This window comes from Pantoea ananatis LMG 2665, assembly GCF_000710035.2.
Classification (GTDB): domain Bacteria; phylum Pseudomonadota; class Gammaproteobacteria; order Enterobacterales; family Enterobacteriaceae; genus Pantoea; species Pantoea ananatis.
Genome location: NZ_JMJJ01000004.1, coordinates 1,141,599 through 1,160,581, shown reverse-complemented (window position 1 = coordinate 1,160,581; position 18,983 = coordinate 1,141,599). Strand labels below are relative to the sequence as shown.

Annotated in this window: 12 protein-coding genes and 1 pseudogene; 5 read left to right on the top strand and 8 right to left on the bottom strand. The window is 50.8% G+C overall.

The features are described from left to right. Positions 1 to 15: 15 nt before the first annotated feature. The gene (locus EL29_RS07250; RefSeq protein WP_014593732.1) at positions 16 to 621 is read right to left on the bottom strand and encodes a hypothetical protein; all 606 of its coding nucleotides are present in this window, start codon (positions 619 to 621) and stop codon (positions 16 to 18) included. 1,014 nt (positions 622 to 1,635) lie between these two features. Between EL29_RS07250 and EL29_RS07245 the strand changes: the two genes are divergently transcribed. Beyond that, positions 1,636 to 2,808, top strand: coding sequence for a tyrosine-type recombinase/integrase (locus EL29_RS07245; protein WP_308701207.1), 1,173 nt, complete (start codon positions 1,636 to 1,638; stop codon positions 2,806 to 2,808). A 471-nt stretch (positions 2,809 to 3,279) separates the two neighbouring features. On the opposite strand, the pseudogene EL29_RS07240 reads toward EL29_RS07245, so the two are convergent. From EL29_RS07240 to EL29_RS07215, 6 genes and pseudogenes are all read right to left on the bottom strand, one after another. After that, positions 3,280 to 4,401: pseudogene (locus tag EL29_RS07240) on the bottom strand (IS3 family transposase). 197 nt (positions 4,402 to 4,598) lie between these two features. Continuing rightward, the gene (locus EL29_RS07235) at positions 4,599 to 5,288 is read right to left on the bottom strand and encodes a hypothetical protein (RefSeq protein WP_028715148.1); all 690 of its coding nucleotides are present in this window, start codon (positions 5,286 to 5,288) and stop codon (positions 4,599 to 4,601) included. Positions 5,289 to 5,380: 92 nt separating this feature from the next. Further along, positions 5,381 to 5,998, bottom strand: coding sequence for a hypothetical protein (locus EL29_RS07230; protein ID WP_014593729.1), 618 nt, complete (start codon positions 5,996 to 5,998; stop codon positions 5,381 to 5,383). Positions 5,999 to 6,625: 627 nt separating this feature from the next. Next, complete coding sequence (locus tag EL29_RS07225) at positions 6,626 to 7,339, bottom strand: MgtC/SapB family protein (RefSeq protein WP_019105205.1); 714 nt, start codon at positions 7,337 to 7,339, stop codon at positions 6,626 to 6,628. Positions 7,340 to 7,646: 307 nt separating this feature from the next. Next, positions 7,647 to 9,974 carry an FdhF/YdeP family oxidoreductase gene (locus tag EL29_RS07220; protein ID WP_028715147.1) on the bottom strand — a complete coding sequence of 776 codons (2,328 nt, stop codon included), beginning with the start codon at positions 9,972 to 9,974 and terminating at the stop codon, positions 7,647 to 7,649. Between the two features lie 153 nt (positions 9,975 to 10,127). Further along, positions 10,128 to 10,292: a DUF2256 domain-containing protein gene (locus EL29_RS07215; RefSeq protein ID WP_013025800.1), complete on the bottom strand. Its 165-nt coding sequence runs from the start codon at positions 10,290 to 10,292 to the stop codon at positions 10,128 to 10,130. A 154-nt stretch (positions 10,293 to 10,446) separates the two neighbouring features. Between EL29_RS07215 and EL29_RS07210 the strand changes: the two genes are divergently transcribed. From EL29_RS07210 to EL29_RS07200, 3 genes are all read left to right on the top strand, one after another. After that, the gene (locus tag EL29_RS07210) at positions 10,447 to 11,781 is read left to right on the top strand and encodes a glycoside hydrolase family 10-like protein (RefSeq protein WP_373420983.1); all 1,335 of its coding nucleotides are present in this window, start codon (positions 10,447 to 10,449) and stop codon (positions 11,779 to 11,781) included. Next, on the top strand, positions 11,778 to 12,215 hold the full coding sequence (locus EL29_RS07205) for a GNAT family N-acetyltransferase (protein WP_028715145.1): 438 nt from the start codon (positions 11,778 to 11,780) through the stop codon (positions 12,213 to 12,215). Before EL29_RS07210 ends, EL29_RS07205 begins: the two co-directional genes overlap by 4 nt. 111 nt (positions 12,216 to 12,326) lie before the next feature. After that, entirely contained in the window at positions 12,327 to 13,556 is a 1,230-nt protein-coding gene (locus EL29_RS07200; RefSeq protein ID WP_028715144.1) for an MFS transporter, read from the top strand. Between the two features lie 40 nt (positions 13,557 to 13,596). Here the strand turns inward: EL29_RS07200 and malT are convergent, their stop codons facing one another. Beyond that, on the bottom strand, positions 13,597 to 16,299 hold the full coding sequence (malT, locus tag EL29_RS07195; RefSeq protein ID WP_028715143.1) for an HTH-type transcriptional regulator MalT: 2,703 nt from the start codon (positions 16,297 to 16,299) through the stop codon (positions 13,597 to 13,599). A gap of 278 nt (positions 16,300 to 16,577) precedes the next feature. Between malT and malP the strand changes: the two genes are divergently transcribed. Further along, on the top strand, positions 16,578 to 18,980 hold the full coding sequence (gene malP / locus EL29_RS07190; protein WP_028715142.1) for a maltodextrin phosphorylase: 2,403 nt from the start codon (positions 16,578 to 16,580) through the stop codon (positions 18,978 to 18,980). Positions 18,981 to 18,983: the final 3 nt, after the last annotated feature.

The following is an 18,983-nucleotide window of genomic DNA, read 5'->3' as shown; positions in this document are numbered from 1 at the left end:
TAAAGTAATGATAATTTATTTTGGCCAGGAGTCCCACAAGTCACCGATTTTTTCATTATAAATTATACTGTTATTTTTTTGTTGTTCTTTAAGTAATGGGGCTAACTTAAGCTGCCAGATATTTACTATTTCATCTTTCCCTTGTGCCGATTTAACAATATTAGTGGGAGTTCTATATGCTTCCTGATTGTGAACACATTCAAAACTTACCTTTCCGTTCATAGTGACTGCGCTTGGATTGTCATTAATATTTTCATCGAAATATAGACGAAATAAACCTTTTTTTGTTTCAGCCTGCAATATTGTTGATGCACCGCTTTTTGGGATATTAACAATTTGTTTTATTTTATCTAGTTTCAGGTTTTTAATATTTAAATTTTCTTGGTATGCAAAAAACATTTGTTTATTTGCACTATTCATGCAAATAGCTATAGTTTCTTTCGATTTGCTCGGGCATGAGAAAATCTCTATTTGTTCTTTATTGCATATTGTTGGATAGGATGTTTCTGGGGTTTGCACCCATGCCTTTACATCAATATTATCAGAAGCATATACTTTTATGATTGCCAGATTTGAAATTAAAATACAATTAATTAAGAGAATACTAAAGAAATTGAACATTTTAGTTCCTTTTGAAATCCCAGGTTTTTTCTGAAGGTTTAAATTAGAAAAAAGAGCACAAAGAGATTGGGAAGCTAACAGATAGAATTATTTTAAAGAAATAAATATCTTAAGTAAGTCCCTTATAATATTAAGCTTACAGTAGAAATATAAAAAATTCTCGCCAATATCATATATTGTCAACATGGAAAAATAACTTCACCCATTCATGGGTTATTATATCATCTTGTCATTTCTAGACTATTTATATTTATGGGTGGTTATTAATCATCCTGAAGCTAAAATTAATTTTTATTTCTTCACACCGCCTGACAATTTAAAACACCTTAAGTGCAATGGAGATTTTTCGCCACTTGTTTTTAATTTATTTATGCATTGTTTAAACTTCATTTAATCATAAGTATAGTGCTAGAAGCATAAATATTTACACATATAATGATAAACAAAATAAAATTATCTTACACATAGACACAAAAATAGTTTAAGCAAAGGTTTTTTCTTTTTTACAGCTAGTACTTTTTATAAATAACTTAAAAGTAGGGGGGGTGATTTTTTAAGTAGTGGCAGATGAAAATTCTAATTTAATTTTTAAATTAAGTTTCTTATAAACCTTAAAGAAAAATAAACAGGCTAAAAATGAAGTGATCTGTAAATGACATGTGATTAATCTGACACAACTATCATTTCTTATGGGGTATTAATTTAGGCAATGACTGTAGTGTCTGACATGAACGATGTGAAAATTTATTCAGTGGTCAGGCTATGTCATTAAGATGATAACCACTATGCTGTGCAAAATCTGACGCATAACTCTCCTGCTTTTTTGCCAGAATTAATGAAACTACGTCTGTTTTTTATCCTGTTCATTCTCGCTCGGACCCAGTCCTTCATCCTTTAAGTGTAATGAACTGTCACCTTTCACACAGCTGATGCTCCTCAATATACTTTCCAGCTATCAGGTCATAGGGAGCAGCTCACTTGGCGTATTGATGCGGAACGAACACGACCGTTTTGATGACCACTATAATACTGACATTATTCCACAACTCCGTTCCTGACCAGGTATTCATACCAGAGTACCTGGACGCCTTCGCCCTGCCCGGCTTTTTCATTTTCTTCATTATCACCAGAGGGTTAGCATCACTGAGAGTGCGTGAAACTGCGCCGGGAGCCTGCTTTTTATTTCCGTCTGACCAGGTTATTCTCCATATACGGGAGAAAAGCCGGGAAACCGATCCAGAAAGGATCCGTTGCGGATCGATTTATTCTCATCGAAAACCCTTTACAGATGCGCGAAAATACGTTCCACACCGGCTGATAACGGAGATTAAAAGTTTGGGTACTTTGCCCCGCGAAATGACGCAGATTTCACACAGCGACGCCAGTGGTCACAATGTGAACACTTCCGGCGCTGCACGCTATTTTGACTATGAAAGTGCGGTCGCGCTGCGAAACCTGGCCGCCGCCTACGGCACCGACATGCCACGCTACCTGCTCGCCCCCGAGGTGGCCGTGCTGCTGTCAAAGGTGACCGATCTCCGCAAACGCCTGTTTATCGATACGCTGTTGAACACCGGCGGCCGGCTCAATGAAATACTGCCGCTGACCAAGGGGGATTTTGTGCTGGACGATCCGCTGAGCGCGGCTCCGCTCGTCTCGCCGTTTGTGGTGCTGCGCACGCTCAAGCAGCGCAGGCTGGAGGAATCTGCCGGCAGCCGGTCCCGTCGCCGCGGGCGCCCGACAAAAGAAGAACAGCAGGCTGAGCAGGAGGCGCAGGCAGAGATACGCGATAACCCGCCGCGCGCCGTGCCGCTCACCGATCCGGCCTTCGTCCAGCGGCTCAGGGAATGGTTTGCGATCGCACAGCCCGCCCCGGGCGCACGGCTCTGGGATATCCGGAGCGAAGACACCGCCCGCAGCTGGATAAGTCAGGCAGTTGAAGCCGCAAAGCGTGACGGCGTCACGTTCTCCATCCGGCCGGTCACGCCCAAAACGTTCCGGGATTCGTTTGCGATGCACCTGGTTCAGCACCAGGTACCCCAGAAGGTCATTCAGACCCTGATGGGCCACAAGGACGCGAAGTCGACCGAATGGTATACGCGGGTGTTTGCGCTGGACGTGACACGCCAGCTCGGCGTGCGGTTCAGCATGGATGCAGCTCGGGCAAGGGACCTTCTCGGGCAATGATCTGCGCGAATCACTGACACTGCCGCCACGGAAAGGCTTTTACGCAACAGTTATTTTCGGTTTTGTAATGCTGTCGCCCGGACAGTTGCAGTAATGTTTAGCCTCGCAAAGAATAAGAGACGGTGACTTATCCCTCATCAGACGGTTAAGAGGATATTTTTGCAGAACCAACAGGCGCCAGTTAATCTGGTAATTTAACTTAGCTTAACCAGAGTGAAAAGACATCCTGGCCTCGTTGTCAGTCAAGATGCGTGGCCAGACTACAAAGTGCGTAATAGTCACGCATGATCATTCCAGTCTCCAGATGTCTCAGTATCAGTATCTGAAAAGCTTCGTGATGATGTTTATTGCTATCCAGGTCTCCGTGGACTGATGTAGTAGTGGGTGGTCGTCCCTGACTGTAATTATCAAAACTTTTTTTCAAAAATTGAATTGCAGCCTCTGACCAGCCCCCAGTATTAGATACAACCTTCAGTTAGTAATGTCGGTGGGTTTTTCTTCATGTTTCCCGTTTCGCCAGCCTGCTGCAAATTCAGATGGCGTCTGATAATTCAGCGATGAATGAGGTCTGGACTCGTTATAGTCCTGCCGCCAGTCATTAATGATTTTCCGGGCATGAAGAACATCGCTGAACCAGTGCTCATTCAGGCATTCATCCCGAAAGCGACCGTTAAAACTCTCAATAAATCCGTTTTGAGTTGGCTTGCCTGGCTGGATTAAGCGCAGCTCAACACTATGTTCAAAGGCCCATTGATCCAGCGCGCGGCAGGTAAATTCCGGACCATGATCGGTTCTTATTGTCGCAGGATATCCACGAAACAGCGCAATGCTGTCCAGAATCCGCCGTGACCTGAACACCTGAAATCCCGAAAGCGGCTGTGATCGTCAGACACTCTTTCGTGAAATCATCTACGCAGGTCAGGCACTTAATCCGGCGGCCGCTGGCAAGTGCATCCATGACAAAATCCATTGACCATGTCATGTTCGGCGCATCCGGGCGGAGAAGCGGAAGCCGTTCAGTCGCCAGACCCTTACGGCGGCGCCTGCGTTTTACACACAGACCGTTAAGGTGATAGATGCGGTAAACCCGCTTATGGTTGACGTGAAGGCCCTCCCGGCGCAATAACTGCCAGATCCGCCGGTAACCAAATCGCCGGCGTTCAAGTGCCAGCTCTGTGATCCGTAGAGACAGTTGCGCGTCAGCAGCAGGACGCTGGGCCGAATAACGGCAGGTTGAAAGTGACAGACCAGCCAGACTGCAGGCACGGCGTTGCGACAGACCCATTGCCTCACACATGACCTCCACGGCTTCCCGCTTCTGGTCTGTCGTCAGTACTTTCGCCCCAGAGCCACCTGAAGTGCCTCCTTATCCAGCATGGCTTCGGCAAGGAGCTTCTTGAGGCGGGCGTTCTCCTCTTCAAGCGACTTGAGCCGCTTCACTTCGGGAACTTCCATGCCGCCGAACTTCTTGCGCCAGGAGTAAAAGGTGGCATCTGAAATGGCATGCTTGCGACAGAGTTCCCGGGCCGAAACCCCGGCTTCTGCCTCGCGGAGAATACTGATGATCTGTTCGTCGGAAAATCGCTTCTTCATGGGGATGTCCTCATGTGGCTTATGAAGACATTACTAACATCACGGTGTATTAATCAACGGGGAGCAGGTCATATCAACTATGTAATGTGCGTCTACAACTGGATGTCCTACATTGTTAGCATCGAAGCCTGACACTGTAAAAATTGATGTGGCACCTAGTTTTTCCATTATTTTTCCTTAAGATTGCTGTTAATTTTTTATTTTATGGCGCAGTGATAGCTGGGGTAATAATTGAAATTTTTATCAAACAAATCATATTCAACAGCGTAAAAAGAATGACCAACATCAGATGTTTTAAAGAGTATTGAAGGCATACTTATTTCTTTAGCAACACCGTAGAGTATGCTGTCATTCTTTTCTCTGGCAATTGAGTACCAGGCTTTATACCACGAGCAAGAACGACTATCTTCCGGTAACATCAATTCTCCACCAGTATCATAAAAAACATCATAATTCCCCCCCTCTATTTCAGGGTATGTTCTAAAACAATAGGCGAGTGTTTGCTCCTGATTTTTACCATAATGTTCCAGAGCACAGTGTGATAAGTTTTTATAAAACTGACCTCTAAGTGTATAAAATCCTTTATGAATAATTAAATCTTTCAAACCTGAATAAGGATAAATAACGACCATGGTAACTGACAACACAAGAACAAATAAATAATGCCACTTCCTTTTTATTAAGCTAAAAAAGAAAATCAGTACATATAAAATAATAATAATGAATTCTATTGTTGAGTTTAAATGGCCAAGAGCGCTGTATTTTGTGAAGTCAAAATATATATAAGCACCAGGAAGTGACAGGAGTAAAACCAATGTAAACATAGTTGGCTTTACTTTTTTTCTGAATTTATAATTACTTTCTTTTTTTTCCTTACAAAACCCCATTTTTTCCTCATCATTGACTTAACGGCATAATCGGTTTAAGTAATCTTTAATTCACTCTTAATTTAAAATGCACTCGCTTACAAATTAAATGATTACTCCGGCCATGATCCCCATAGATCATACATTTTATCTTCATGTAATTCTGGATTATCTTTTTGTTCTTTTTCAAAAAAAGCATTGAATTTAATATGCCAGAGATTTACCAGATCATCTTCACCTTGTTTCGATTTAATAATATATGTAGGGGTTCGATATGTTCTCTGGTCGTGGATGCATGCGAAAGCGACCTTTCCGTTCAGAGTCACCACTCCTGGATAATTTTCATCTGAATCTGAAGAATTTTCATCAAGATAAAATCGAAATAAGCCTTTTCCTGTTTCAGCTTGCAATATGGTAGATGGTCCATTTGACGGGCTATCCATAGCCCGTTGGATGCTGTTCAGCTGAATGCTTTTCTTTATTCGATGCTGCCGGTAGACAAAGCTTATCAATTCATCTTTTCTAGTCATGCACAATGCAATAGTGTGCCGTGATTTATCAGGGCATGAGAATAATTCAATCTGATGTTTATCACAGAGCGTTGGATAGGCAGTTTCCTTTGTCTCTCTCCACGCTGAGGCGCTGATATGATCAGAGGAATAGGCTTTGGTAGCCAGAGTACTCAATGCGAATGTAGAACAGAAAATGAATGAATGTATAAAGTGCGACATTCCGTATCCTTTATAATGATGAAGCCGTGGCGGAAAAACTTCCTTTTTTTAACATAAAACCTATAATTTATTAAAAATATAAACCGCTCATGAGTCGTAAATTTAAAACGCTCAAAAACTTGACTGGTAAATGTTAAACTAAAACATGGTTAATTTGAGCATGTTCAAAATAAATAAAATCATAATGAATTTCTTATTAGATAATTTTTTTTCCTACCCTTTGTTTACACTCTGTTTAAATACGGAAATCCATTAGCCTCCTGAATTGAATTGCGCAATTACACCCCAATGACGGAAATTTATTGACACAACATCCAACATTAAAATATAAAAATATACATCTAGTAACACAAACACATCTCTTTAATGTATTAAGAAAGAAAAACATTAGCGAGATTAACATCCCCCCCGAGGGTGTTAACTCTTTATTTTATGTTCAGATATCTCATGCCAAAATAAGATATACTTAAAGGCGTTTTCCTCAGCATTTTATTTTACATAAAAATTAAATTTTGGATGTTTTTAGCTAAGTATTTTAAAAGCAGGATAACAACGCTACGCCAATTCTGACCCATAACTTCCCCTGCCCGTTCCTCAGAATTCACGTAGCGACGCCTGTTTTTTGTTCTATCCGTTTTCACTCGGATCCAACCCGCACACCTGCCAGCGCACGGAACTGACACCTTTCTCCAGGCTGATGCGGCTCACCAAACTTTCCAGCTGTCCGGTCATGCTGGGCTGTCCCATCACTTCAGCATTCACTTCCATACGATGTGGCGGATCCATATCTTCGCTATGGAGCGACTGCAGGCGCAAGCCGCTGTTGCCCAGGCTGTGCAGCATCAGGCTGCGTACCTGAACTTCATCCTGAGCCAGACAGACAATTTGCACTTTATAATGTTGCACCGCTTCGTCGGCGGAGACGATGGACTGACGATTAATGCCCAGCGCCAGCTCGCGCAGCAGGATATTGGCGCACAGAATCACCATGCAGCCAATCGCGGCTTCAAGCAATAATCCCATGCTGCACAGCACCCCAACGGCCGCGGTACACCACAAGGTGGCGGCAGTGTTCAGGCCACGAACGTTTAATCCGTCGCGCATAATCACCCCGCCGCCGAGAAAACCAATACCAGAAACCACATAGGCGGCAACGCGCGTCGCGTCGCTGGCAATGCCCGGCACAGATTGAGTCATAAGAACGAACAAGCAGGCGCCGGTGCTCACCAGCGCATTCGTACGCAAGCCGGTCATACGTTGGCGCAGCTGGCGTTCGCAGCCAATCAGCGCGCCAAGAATTAGCGCAGCCGACACGCGCAGTAAAAAGATTTTCCAGTCCATGATAAACCTCTCTCCGCTACGCACGTATGCGCAGTACGGAAAAATAAAGATGAATAAAATGGATTACAGCGGGCGCTGATGCACAGAGCACATCACGTTATGGAGGGAAGATTGAGCCGCCATCTTAACGCGCAGTTAAGACAGCCAGAAGACTATCTTACTGCAGAAGCCAGGTGTAATCGTTCGGGACTTGTGTCCAAGGTTGATTGCCTCATGAGTAAAATTCCCGGCGATTATAGCCATCTGAGTAGAGATTTCCACTCAGATGGCCGTTCGTTAAGGTTTGGTTTAGACCAGCAGAAAACCGTTAGCGGCGCGTTGCGCTATCCGCCGGCGCCTCTGTCTGGGCCAGTTCCATCATTACCGGGGTGCTTTTATAGGAAGGAATACCGCTTTTCGTGTCGTAGCTGTCCAGCGGTATGAGTACGTTGGCCTCGGGATAATAAGCTGCGACCGAACCTTCAGCCATGTCATGTACGGCAATGGTGAGATTATCAATACGACGATGCGTTGGGTTTCCGTCAGGATCCAGCGCAATCACATTCACCCGATCGCCCATGCGGACACCGTTTTTTTCCGCCTCATTTTCACTGATAAACAACACATCACGGCGTCCTTTGATTCCGCGATAGCGGTCGTCAAGGCCGTACAGCGTGGTGTTATATTGGTCGTGGCTGCGCAATGTCGTCAACACCAGGTCGTGGCACTTCAGCGAGCGCGGATCTTCATTGATGCCTTCCATGACCAGGAACTGCGCTTTGCCCGACGACGTGTGCCAGACTCGCTCGGAGGCGCCGTTGGGTAAACGAAACCCGCCAGGCTGCTGGAGGCGCTCATTAAAGTTTTCAAAGCCCGGCACCACTTTCTCGATGGCATCGCGAATGAGGCTGTAATCGGCGATCATGCTGTCCCAGTCCACTACCGTGCCCGGCAGTGTGGCTTTCGCCAGGCCTGCAACCAGCGCGGGTTCGGATTTCAGATGCGGTGAGGCAGGATCAAGGGTACCGCGTGATGCGTGCACCATCGACATGGAGTCTTCAACCGTGACGCTCTGCGCGCCGGATTGCTGCCGATCGATCTCTGTGCGGCCTAACACCGGGAACAGATAGCTGTGTTTTGCCAGAAGCAAATGCGACCGGTTCAGCTTGGTGGCCATATGCACGACCATGTCCAGCTTGCGCATGGCAGGAAACGTCACCTGAGGATCAGACATCGCTTCGGCCAGGTTACCGCCGAGGCAGAGCAACGCGTTGATTTTGCCATCCCGTATCGCCTGAACGGCCTGTACCGCACTGTGACCATGTTTGGCCGGTGGCTTAAAGCCAAAGACCTTTTCGAGGCTGTTCAACAGGCTTTCGGAGGGAATCTCAGTGATGCCAACGGTACGATCGCCCTGCACGTTAGAGTGACCGCGTAAAGGGCAGATTCCTGCGCCCTTCTTGCCCATATTGCCGCGCAACAGTAGCAGATTGGCAATCTGCTGAACATTTTGCGTTCCATACTGGTGCTGGGTAATCCCCATGCCGTAGCAAATGATTGTGCGTTCAGCATTGGCATAAAGGTGAGCAATATGCTGGATTTGCTCGCGCGTCATACCGGACACTTTCAGGATATGATCCCAGTCTGTCGCAGCCAAATCGGCCTTTAACGCGTCAATGCCTTGCGTATGTTGTTCAATAAAGGTGTCATCGAAGATGCCAGGGTTGCCGTTCGCTTTAGCTTCATCATCCATCGCCAACAAACATTTCATCACGCCTTTCAGCATCGCGGCATCGCCGCCTACCCGAATTTTATAATAGGTTGAGGCGAGTTCCGTTGAGCTGAGGGTTATCATCTGAACCGGACTCTGTGGCGCGGTAAAACGTTCAAGACCGCGCTCGCGCAGTGGGTTGATGGCGACGATTTTGGCACCGCGTTTTGACACCTCCTGCAGGGTTGCCAGCATGCGGGGATGGTTGGTTCCAGGATTGTGACCGATGCAAATCACCAGATCACAGTGGTCAAAATCATCCAGCTCCACCGTGCCTTTGCCGATGCCAATGGATTCGGGTAAGCCTACGCTGGTTGGCTCATGGCACATGTTTGAGCAGTCGGGGAAATTGTTGGTCCCAAACTCGCGGGCAAACAGCTGCCAGAGAAACGCCGCTTCGTTAGAGGCGCGGCCGGAGGTGTAAAACTCCACGCTGTCGGGATCCTGATAACTCCGCAGTCGCTCGCCAATTTCGTTAAAGGCCGTTTCCCATGCAATGGGCTGATAGGTATCGCTGGCGGGATCATACTTCATCGGATGCGTCAGTCTGCCCTCGCCTTCAAGCTCATGGGCATTGCGCCCCCATAGCTCGGTAACGGTATGCGCCGCAAAAAATTCAGGTGTGGTGCGTTTGCTGGTTGCTTCCCAGGAAACCGCTTTTGCGCCGTTTTCACAGAACTCAAACGATGAAGTATGCTTGGGATCGGGCCAGGCGCAGCCCGGACAGTCAAACCCTTCAGGTTGGTTGACCTTGAACAGCGCAATGACATCCTGGGTTACCGCCATCTGTCCGCGAATGGCACCGGCCACTGCTTTTAACGCGCCCCAGCCGCCCGCCGCACCGTCATAGGTATGAATGCCTGATGTGCTCTCTTGCTCTTTCATATTGCTCCACAATCACTGTTATTGGCTTTTCTTTAAGCCTGGTACAGTAATTGCGTTGGTGCGTGGGAACAGTGATGTAAAAGCCAGGATAACTTTTGCTAAATGTTACATGGCAGGTTATTGCAGGCAAAAACACCCGCTTTCTACCGGCTTTCAGGCATCTGCATTAGTGGCTCGCCGCTGCCGACGGCACCGCTCGGAGCAATATTGCACCTCTTCCCAGCACTTTTCCCACTTTTTGCGCCAGGTCATCGGTTTCTGACACTGTTTGCAATAGCGAACCGGCAATGACTGTTTATTGCCTTTAAATGTTTTCATTTATCGCTCCTTTGCTCAGGTTACGCCTCAGCATAAAAAGTTCAGGCGCCGGGTAAGGCAAACTGCGTGACCTGATGCTGGCAGGGTTGATTGACTTTGCGGCAAATAGGATCAGAATAGCCTGCATCAAGGACTGCGCTACACGGAGTTTATCATCATCAGCCTTCGCAATCTTTTCCGCCTTAACGCGGCGGTAAAACCCGGCCTGTTAGCCTCGGCTTTACTGCTGGTCAGCTGCGCCTCGACGCCGCCTAAGTCACTGGTTACGCCTTTTCCGCCCGCCAGCAAACCTGCGCCGCCTTCTCAACCGGTGCCGCATAACGCCCCCATGCGCGGCGTCTGGCTCACAACCGTTTCACGCCTCGACTGGCCGCCGCTCGCCTCGGTGAATATCAGCAGCGACGACGGGCGCATCCGGGTGCAGAAAAAAGCGTTGACGGATAAGCTGGATAAACTGAAAAGTCTGGGAATCAACACGGTGTTCTTCCAGGTTAAACCTGACGGAACCGCGCTCTGGGACTCAAAAATCCTGCCCTGGTCAGACATGATGACCGGGAAAATTGGGCAGAATCCGGGCTTTGACCCGCTGCAGTTCATGCTCGATGAAGCGCACCGGCGCGGTATGCGGGTACATGCCTGGTTCAATCCCTACCGTGTATCGGTGAATACCAAACCTTCAACAGTAGCCGAGCTAAACCGCACGCTGTCGCAACATCCTGCCAGCGTATTTGTGCTCCATCGTGACTGGATTCGTACCGCGGGGGATCGCTATGTGCTCGATCCGGGCATTCCTGATGCCCGTGACTGGATAACCAGTATTGTGGCTGAGGTGGTCAAGCGTTATGACATCGATGGTGTGCAGTTTGACGATTACTTCTATGCCGAGTCTCCCGGCTCTGCCCTGAACGACAGCCAGACCTTTATTAAATACGGTCAGGGCTTTGCGTCCAAAGCAGACTGGCGCAGACATAATACACAGTTGTTAATCGAGCAGGTTTCCCACACCATCAAGCAGCTCAAGCCGAATGTAGAATTTGGCGTCAGCCCTGCGGGCGTCTGGCGCAACCGCTCACATGATGCGGCAGGCTCAGACACGCGCGGCGCGGCCGCTTACGATGAATCTTACGCGGATACGCGCCGTTGGGTGCAGGAAGGGTTGCTGGACTATATCGCGCCGCAAATCTACTGGCCCTTCTCGCGCAGCGCTGCCCGCTATGATGTGCTGGCAAACTGGTGGGCTAACGTGGTCAAGCCGACCAAAACTCGCCTGTATATCGGTATCGCCTTATACAAGGTTGGCGTGCCGGCGAAAAATGAGCCGGAATGGACAATTAACGGTGGCGTGCCGGAGCTGAAAAGACAGCTGGATCTTAACGATTCCCTCCCGCAGATTGATGGCACCATCTTGTTTCGTGAAGATTTCCTGAATCAGCCGCAAACGCAGGATGCCGTGAATTATCTGCGCAGCCGTTGGGGGCAGACTCCATGATACATACCGACATCGTCCCCGGCAGCGCACCCGCGCTAAAGACGCTGACGGCCCGCCTGTCAGCCGAGCTGTTGGCAATAACCGGCGACAACGGAACCCATCACTTTACGCCATCAGACGGGGCGCTGTGGATACTTGCCACCGATGAAGTGGGTAACGCTCTTGGCTGCGGCGCACTCGTGCATGTTTCCGCTGAAACCGCCGAACTGAAACGCATGTTTTCAACCCGACAGCACGCGGGAACCGGCGCGGCGCTGCTGTCAGCCCTAGAGCAGCTTGCCCGGGCGCGCGGCTACAAGGCAATTCGCCTTTCTACCCGCGTCGTTAATACCCGTGCGGTAGCGTTTTATCAGCGTCACGGCTATCAACAAACCGCGCGCTATGGTGTGTACAAGGATAAGCCTGTGTCGGTTTGTCTGAGTAAAACGTTATGAGCATTAACAATTATTTTACTAATTTGCCATAAATAGCACGTTTGTCAGCACCGCCATTTTTTCGTGGAGTAAGATACGTCAATAAACGTAAAGCCTTAAGCGGAAATCTTCATGTCTGATTACACCAGTGACGTAAAATCAAGCCAGCCGGATCTGCCCCCCACCGTTGACGACAGCCAGAAGATTCTGGTGTCGATTCTTGGCGCGGTCGCATTTTCCCACTGCTGTAACGATTTTATCCAGGCCATGCTGCCATCGATTTATCCCTTGCTGAAAACCAACTTTACGCTGAGCTACGCGCAGATTGGTTTGATCACGCTGATCTATCAGATGACGGCGTCGCTGTTGCAGCCCTGGATCGGCCTGTACACCGACAAACATCCCAAACCCTGGCTGCTGCCGTCTGGCATGGTTTCGACCCTGATTGGCATCGGACTCCTGGCGATGGCCCCGCACTTCTCCGTGGTGTTGGTTGCTTCGGCGCTGATTGGCGTTGGCTCTGCAACCTTTCACCCGGAAGCCTCGCGGGTTGCAAGAATGGCATCGGGCGGCCGCTTTGGTACGGCACAGTCAACGTTTCAGGTCGGCGGTTATATTGGCACGGCGTTTGCGCCTATAGTGGCGGCGATGCTGATTATTCCGCATGGACAGATAGCGGTTGGCTGGCTGATGATCATTGCGCTGTTTGCGGTCATTATTCTTTCCGGCATCAGCCGCTGGACGGTGATACACGGCCATGCGCACATGAAAAAACACAACCTTCAGGCGCTGCGGTCGCTTTCATCAAGGGACGTCAAAGTGGCGTTGTCCGTGGTTGGCGTGCTGCTGCTGGCAAAATTTACCTATATTGCCTCAATCAGTAACTACTACATTTTTTACCTGGTTGAGCGCTTTCAGCTCCCGATTCCGCAGGCGCAGATCTACCTGTTTACCTTTCTGGCCGCCGTCGCGGTTGGCACGCTGGCCGGCGGACCGATTGGCGATCGCATTGGCCGCAAAGCGGTTGTCTGGATCTCGTTTCTGGGTGTTATCCCGTTCTCGCTGCTGATGCCGCATGCCAATTTGTTCTGGACCGTGGTGCTGACCGTTTGTATCGGCCTGGTCTTTTCATCGGCATTTGCCGCGCTGGTCGTGTACGCGCAGGAAGTGTTGCCCGGCCGTACCGGGATGGTCGCCGGGATTATGTTCGGCACCATGTTTGGCATTGGCGGTATCGCCGCGGCGGCGCTGGGGAAACTGGCTGACGGGTACGGTATCACTACCGTGTATAACGCCTGTGGCTTTCTTCCGCTGCTGGGATTTGCCACGCTACTGATGCCTGATACACGTCGGGTTAACTAAACCGCGCGAACAGGCAGCGCGTCGCTGCCTGTTGCCTTTCTCAGACGTAACCCATCATTTTCAGCATCGACTGCGCCTGAGTCATCGCCTCAGCCCGATGCGTAATCCCCAGCTTCTGATAAAGATTCCGGATATGGGTTTTGATCGTGGTTGAGGCTACGTCCAGCTCCGCCGCAATCTGCTCGTTGCTGTAGCCGGAATAGATCAGCCCCAGCACCTGCCATTCACGCTGCGTTAGCGGACTGGTACGAATCAGCTCGGGCACGTCAGGATGATTCAGCAAACGGCTGACAAAGCTTTCATCAAAATGGGCAAATTTGTGACGATGATACTTATTGATCTCGTTAAGGATGCGGCGCGCCCGGTGGTTATCCAGCTCATCAAGGGTATTCAACTGCAATAACTGACGCAGCTGTTGCGCCATGGATTCGCCCTGCACCACAAAGTGGCTAATGAACCCCGTGCTGCGGGCCAGCCGGAGCGCATCCAGCAACGCATGCTGCGCTTTTGCACGCTGATCGGTTTCCCAGTAAATCTGGTTCAGCAGCAGTACATTACGGTTGAGATCGCTCATCAACTGCAAGGGCCGCGCATTTTCATTAAGCTCGTCGAGAATCACTTCTGCCTGCGTGTAATACCCGAGCAAAATCTGTGCCCGTGCCACGTTTCGCCACTGGCCCTGCAAAAAATGGTTATTGGCGCAGGCCGGTTTAGGTGTCTGACGCAGCCACTCACTGGCGCTTTGCGTATCGCCAGTCATTTGCCAGTACAGCACTCTGACCTTATCGGCATTGGCGAGCCAGTCATTGTGCCAGCGGCCGTTGTTTAGCAGGTTTTCCAGCCGGTTCAACAGGCTGCGTGCGTTGTCCAGGTTGCCCCGGGCAATTGCGCTTTGCACTAATAAGCCCAGGCACTGTATTTGCTGCTGAGGCTGATAACCCTGCAGCACTTTCATGCCCTCGCGTGCCGCCTGCTCGGCTTCATCCAGCCTGCCCCAGGCCCACAGCAGCTGGGCGCGGATACGCAACAGAAACTCATGCAGCGGAAAGTGCGAAAGATGCTGCTTTTTGACCAGCACGAAGGCCCGCTCCTGAGTCTCGTACGCCGTTTGCAGGAAGCCTTGAGCAAACAAAATTTCGCTTTGCTGGATCAGGCTCCAGAGCACATAGTGCCAGGCTTCATCCCGCCGCGCCATTTGCTCTGTCTGGCGCATCAACTCCAGCGAGTTACTCAGCTCGCCTTTACAGTGCATGACTTCGCCATGTACCGAGGTTGCCACGATACGGCTGTAGTGGCGGCTCTCAGGCAGCGTATTCAGCGCCAGCATCGCCAGGCGTTCCGCCTCATCGGCATTGCCATCGTTAATGGCGACCTGCGCCAGTAACGCGTTAAATTCACCGCGTAATACCGCATCAATTTCGCACTGGCTTTCCTGCTCAAATCGGGCCAGCAGGCTGTTCACCTCTGCGTAGCGGTGTTGGCTTTGCATCAGCCAGGCCTGTAACAACACCAGGCTGGGATTATCGAGCCGCATCGCCCAAGGCAGTGCATTCAGCGAGGACTCCAGTAAAGGCAGCTCGCTTTGATTAAACAGCGACCATGCGTGCTCGGTTAACACATCACGCAGCATCTCCGCGTCACCGGAAGCACGCGCATGATGAATCGCCTCGCTCGGGAAGCCCTGCGCCATCCAGCTGGTTGCCGCCGCCCGATGCAGCGCCGGAAGTTCAGCAGCCAGTTCCCACTGGCAACGCTGTTGCAGGAAACTGCCAAACAGAGGGTGATAGCTAAACCACTGGCCGGAGTCATCCATCCGCTGCAGAAACAGCCCCTGCCGCTCAATGTCTTCCAGCCAGCACTGGCCGTTATCCTCGCCTGTCACCTGGGTAATCAGCGGCGCGTTAAGTGAACGCAGCAGCGAACTTTTCAGCAGAAAATGGCGCGTGGTCAGACTGACGTTATCCAGCACTTCCTCAACCAGATAATCGGTTAAGTGGCTGGCATTGATCCCTGACAGGCGACGCGCGGAGTGCTGGGCCGCGCCCGCCCCCTGTCGGGCCGAGAGCGCGATAAGCTGCAGCGCCGTGGCCCAGCCTGCAACGTCATCACACAGGCGTCCCGCATCTTCGGACTCCAGCGGCGCAGGCAGGCGGGCATCGAAAAACTGCTGCGCCTCCTGATGGGTAAACGCCAGTTGCTGACTGCTCAACTCTATCAACTGCTCGCGAACGCGCAGGTTGGCGATCCCCAACTGGGGAAGATTACGCGAAAGCACCACCAGGGTAACGTTTTCAGGTTGATGGCGTAAAAAGAAACGCATCGCTTCATGAATCACCGGATTGGTGATGTGATGGTAATCATCGATAATCAGCCACAGCGGTTGATGCCAGGCATGAAGCTCATTGAAAATCTGCGTAAACAGCGCATTCAGATTCACGTACTGCCGTTTGTTTGCCAGCGCTTCGCTCCGGCTACAGCTGCCGTGCGTGGCCTGCTGCAGGGCGGCAATTAAATAGTCCGCAAAACGCTCTGGCTGATTGTCACTTTCATCCAGGGAGTACCAGCCCAAATCGGCTTTGTCTGCAGCCCACTGCGATATCAGGGTGGTTTTGCCATAGCCTGCAGGACTGGTTACCAGCACCAGGCGGTAGTTACCTGCAGCGGAAAGTTTTCGTATCAGCCGCTCCCGTTTCACCGTGGCTTCATGGCGGACAGGACGGCTGAGTTTAGAGGGGGTTAACATGTACGCACGCTTCTCCGTTAACGTCTGGCGCATCATTTTTTTACGCTTCGTAATTATTCCTCACACGTTCAGCTATCCCTCCTGATAAAGCAAGCGGACGCTTTAGCGAATCTTCACAAAAGCGAGTCTAATCACACTTAAGTGAAATTTTCAGACTTGCCTCAACGTCTCCTCCCTTGCCCTCATCCTGACGGAACTTTTGCCAGGAGGATGAGCGATTCCGCGCGCAAGGGCAGACTCATCCTCATTCCCATTCTTTGTCGACAGGACACCCGGCTATGACACAGCACCCTTTTGATCGTTCCCGTTTTGACGCTGCGCTGACGCGCCAGTGGCAACGCTTTGGCCTGCATGATGCAGGAGAAATGACGCCATATCAGTGGTGGCAGGCTCTGAGCGGCGCGCTGGCAGAAATGCTCAACGCGCTGCCCGCCCGCCCGGCACCCGGTGATTTGCGCCATGTGAATTACCTCTCTATGGAGTTTCTCACCGGGCGGCTGACCGGCAACAACCTGCTCAACTTAGGGTGGTTCGACGGCGTTAATACGGCCCTGAAGCAGTGGGATGTTTCGCTGAGCGAGGTGCTGGAAAGCGAGAGCGATCCGGCGCTGGGCAATGGCGGACTGGGCAGGCTGGCGGCCTGTTTTCTGGACGCGATGGCCACGGTGGGTCAGCCCGCAACGGGCTATGGCCTGAACTACCAATATGGCCTGTTTCGTCAGCGCTTTGTCGAAGGTGAACAGGATGAACTGCCCGACGACTGGCAGCGCGACCGCTACCCCTGGTTTACACATAATGCTGCGCTAACGGTGCAGGTAGGCCTGGGCGGCAAAGTCGTCGCAGAGAATGGCAAAGCGCACTGGCAGCCTGCGTTTCAACTGGAGGGCGAAGCCTGGGATCTGCCGGTCGTGGGCTTTGAGAATGGCCTCACGCAGCCTCTGCGGCTGTGGCAGGCAAAACATGCGCACCCTTTCGATCTCAAAACGTTTAACGGCGGCGCTTTTTTACGGGCGGAAAAGCAAGGCATTAATGCGGAAAAACTGACCAAAGTGCTTTACCCCAACGACAACCATCAGGCAGGAAAAAAACTGCGCCTGATGCAGCAGTATTTTCAGTGCGCCTGTTCGCTGGCAGACATCCTTCGTCGTCACCGTCTGGCGGGCCGTGCCATTGAAACCCTACCAGATCATGAGGTGATCCAGCTGAATGATACGCACCCAACGCTGGCTATTCCTGAACTGATGCGGCTATTGCTGGATGACCATCAGCTCAGTTGGCAGGACGCCTGGCACCTTACCCAGCGCACCTTTGCCTACACCAACCATACGCTGATGCCGGAAGCGCTGGAGTGTTGGGATACTCACATCGTGCGCAGCCTGCTTCCGCGGCACATGGAGATTGTTAACGCCATCAATACCCAGCTCAAAGAGGCGGTTAACCGGCAGTGGCCTGGGAACAAGGCCGTCTGGTCGAAACTGGCCATCGTGCACGGTAAGCAGCTGCGCATGGCCAATTTATGCGTGGTGACCTGCTTTGCGGTAAACGGCGTGGCCGCCCTGCACTCGCGGCTGGTAAAAGACGATCTGTTCCCGGAATACGTCACCCTGTGGCCGGAAAAATTCCACAACGTCACCAATGGCATCACACCGCGCCGCTGGATTCATCAGTGTAATCCCCGACTGGCGGCGCTTATCGGAAAAACGCTTAATCAGCCCTGGCTCAACGATTTGGATGCGCTTCAGGGGCTGGAAAAACAGGTGGATAATCCGGGGTTTTGCACGGCGTACAGCGAGATTAAACAGCGCAATAAAGTGGATTTGGCCTGCTGGATTGCGCAACGCACCGGGATTAAGGTTAATCCCGAGGCCCTGTTTGATGTGCAAATCAAACGGCTGCACGAGTACAAACGTCAGCATCTCAGCCTGCTGCATACCATCGCCTTATGGCAAACCCTGGTGAGCGATCCTCAGGCGAACCGCTGTCCTCGCGTCGTGATCTTCGGCGCGAAAGCGGCACCGGGCTATGCGTTGGCTAAAAATATCATTTTTGCCATCAACAAGGTGGCCGACGTCATCAACACCGATCCGCGCGTGGCCGATCGCCTCAAAGTGGTGTTTATTCCCGACTATAACGTCTCTGTGGCAGAACGGCTTATCCCGGCAGCAGACCTGTCAGAGCAGATTTCACTGGCGGGCAAAGAGGCCTCGGGCACCGGCAACATGAAGCTGGCCCTGAACGGCGCGCTGACCATTGGCACGCTCGATGGTGCGAACGTGGAGATTTCTGAACAGGTCGGCGAGGAGAATATCTTTATTTTTGGTCATACGGTAGAACAGGTTAACGCCCTCAAGGCCGCTGGCTATGCCCCTGGAAAATGGCGCGAAAAAGACGCCCAGCTCGACCAGGCGCTGACGTCACTGGAGGATGGTACGTTCAGCGCAGGCGACCGGCACGCTTTTGATCTGCTGTTGCACAGTCTGGGGGCTAAAAACGGCGATCCTTATCTGGTGCTGGCCGACTTCCGGCATTACCTCAACGCTCAGCAGCGCGTTGAAGCACTGTGGTCTGATAAAGCGGCCTGGACGCGCGCCACGATACTCAACACCGCTCGCTGCGGCATGTTCAGCGCCGACCGGTCGATTCGTCACTATCAGCAACGTATCTGGCAGCGTAAACGCTAAGGA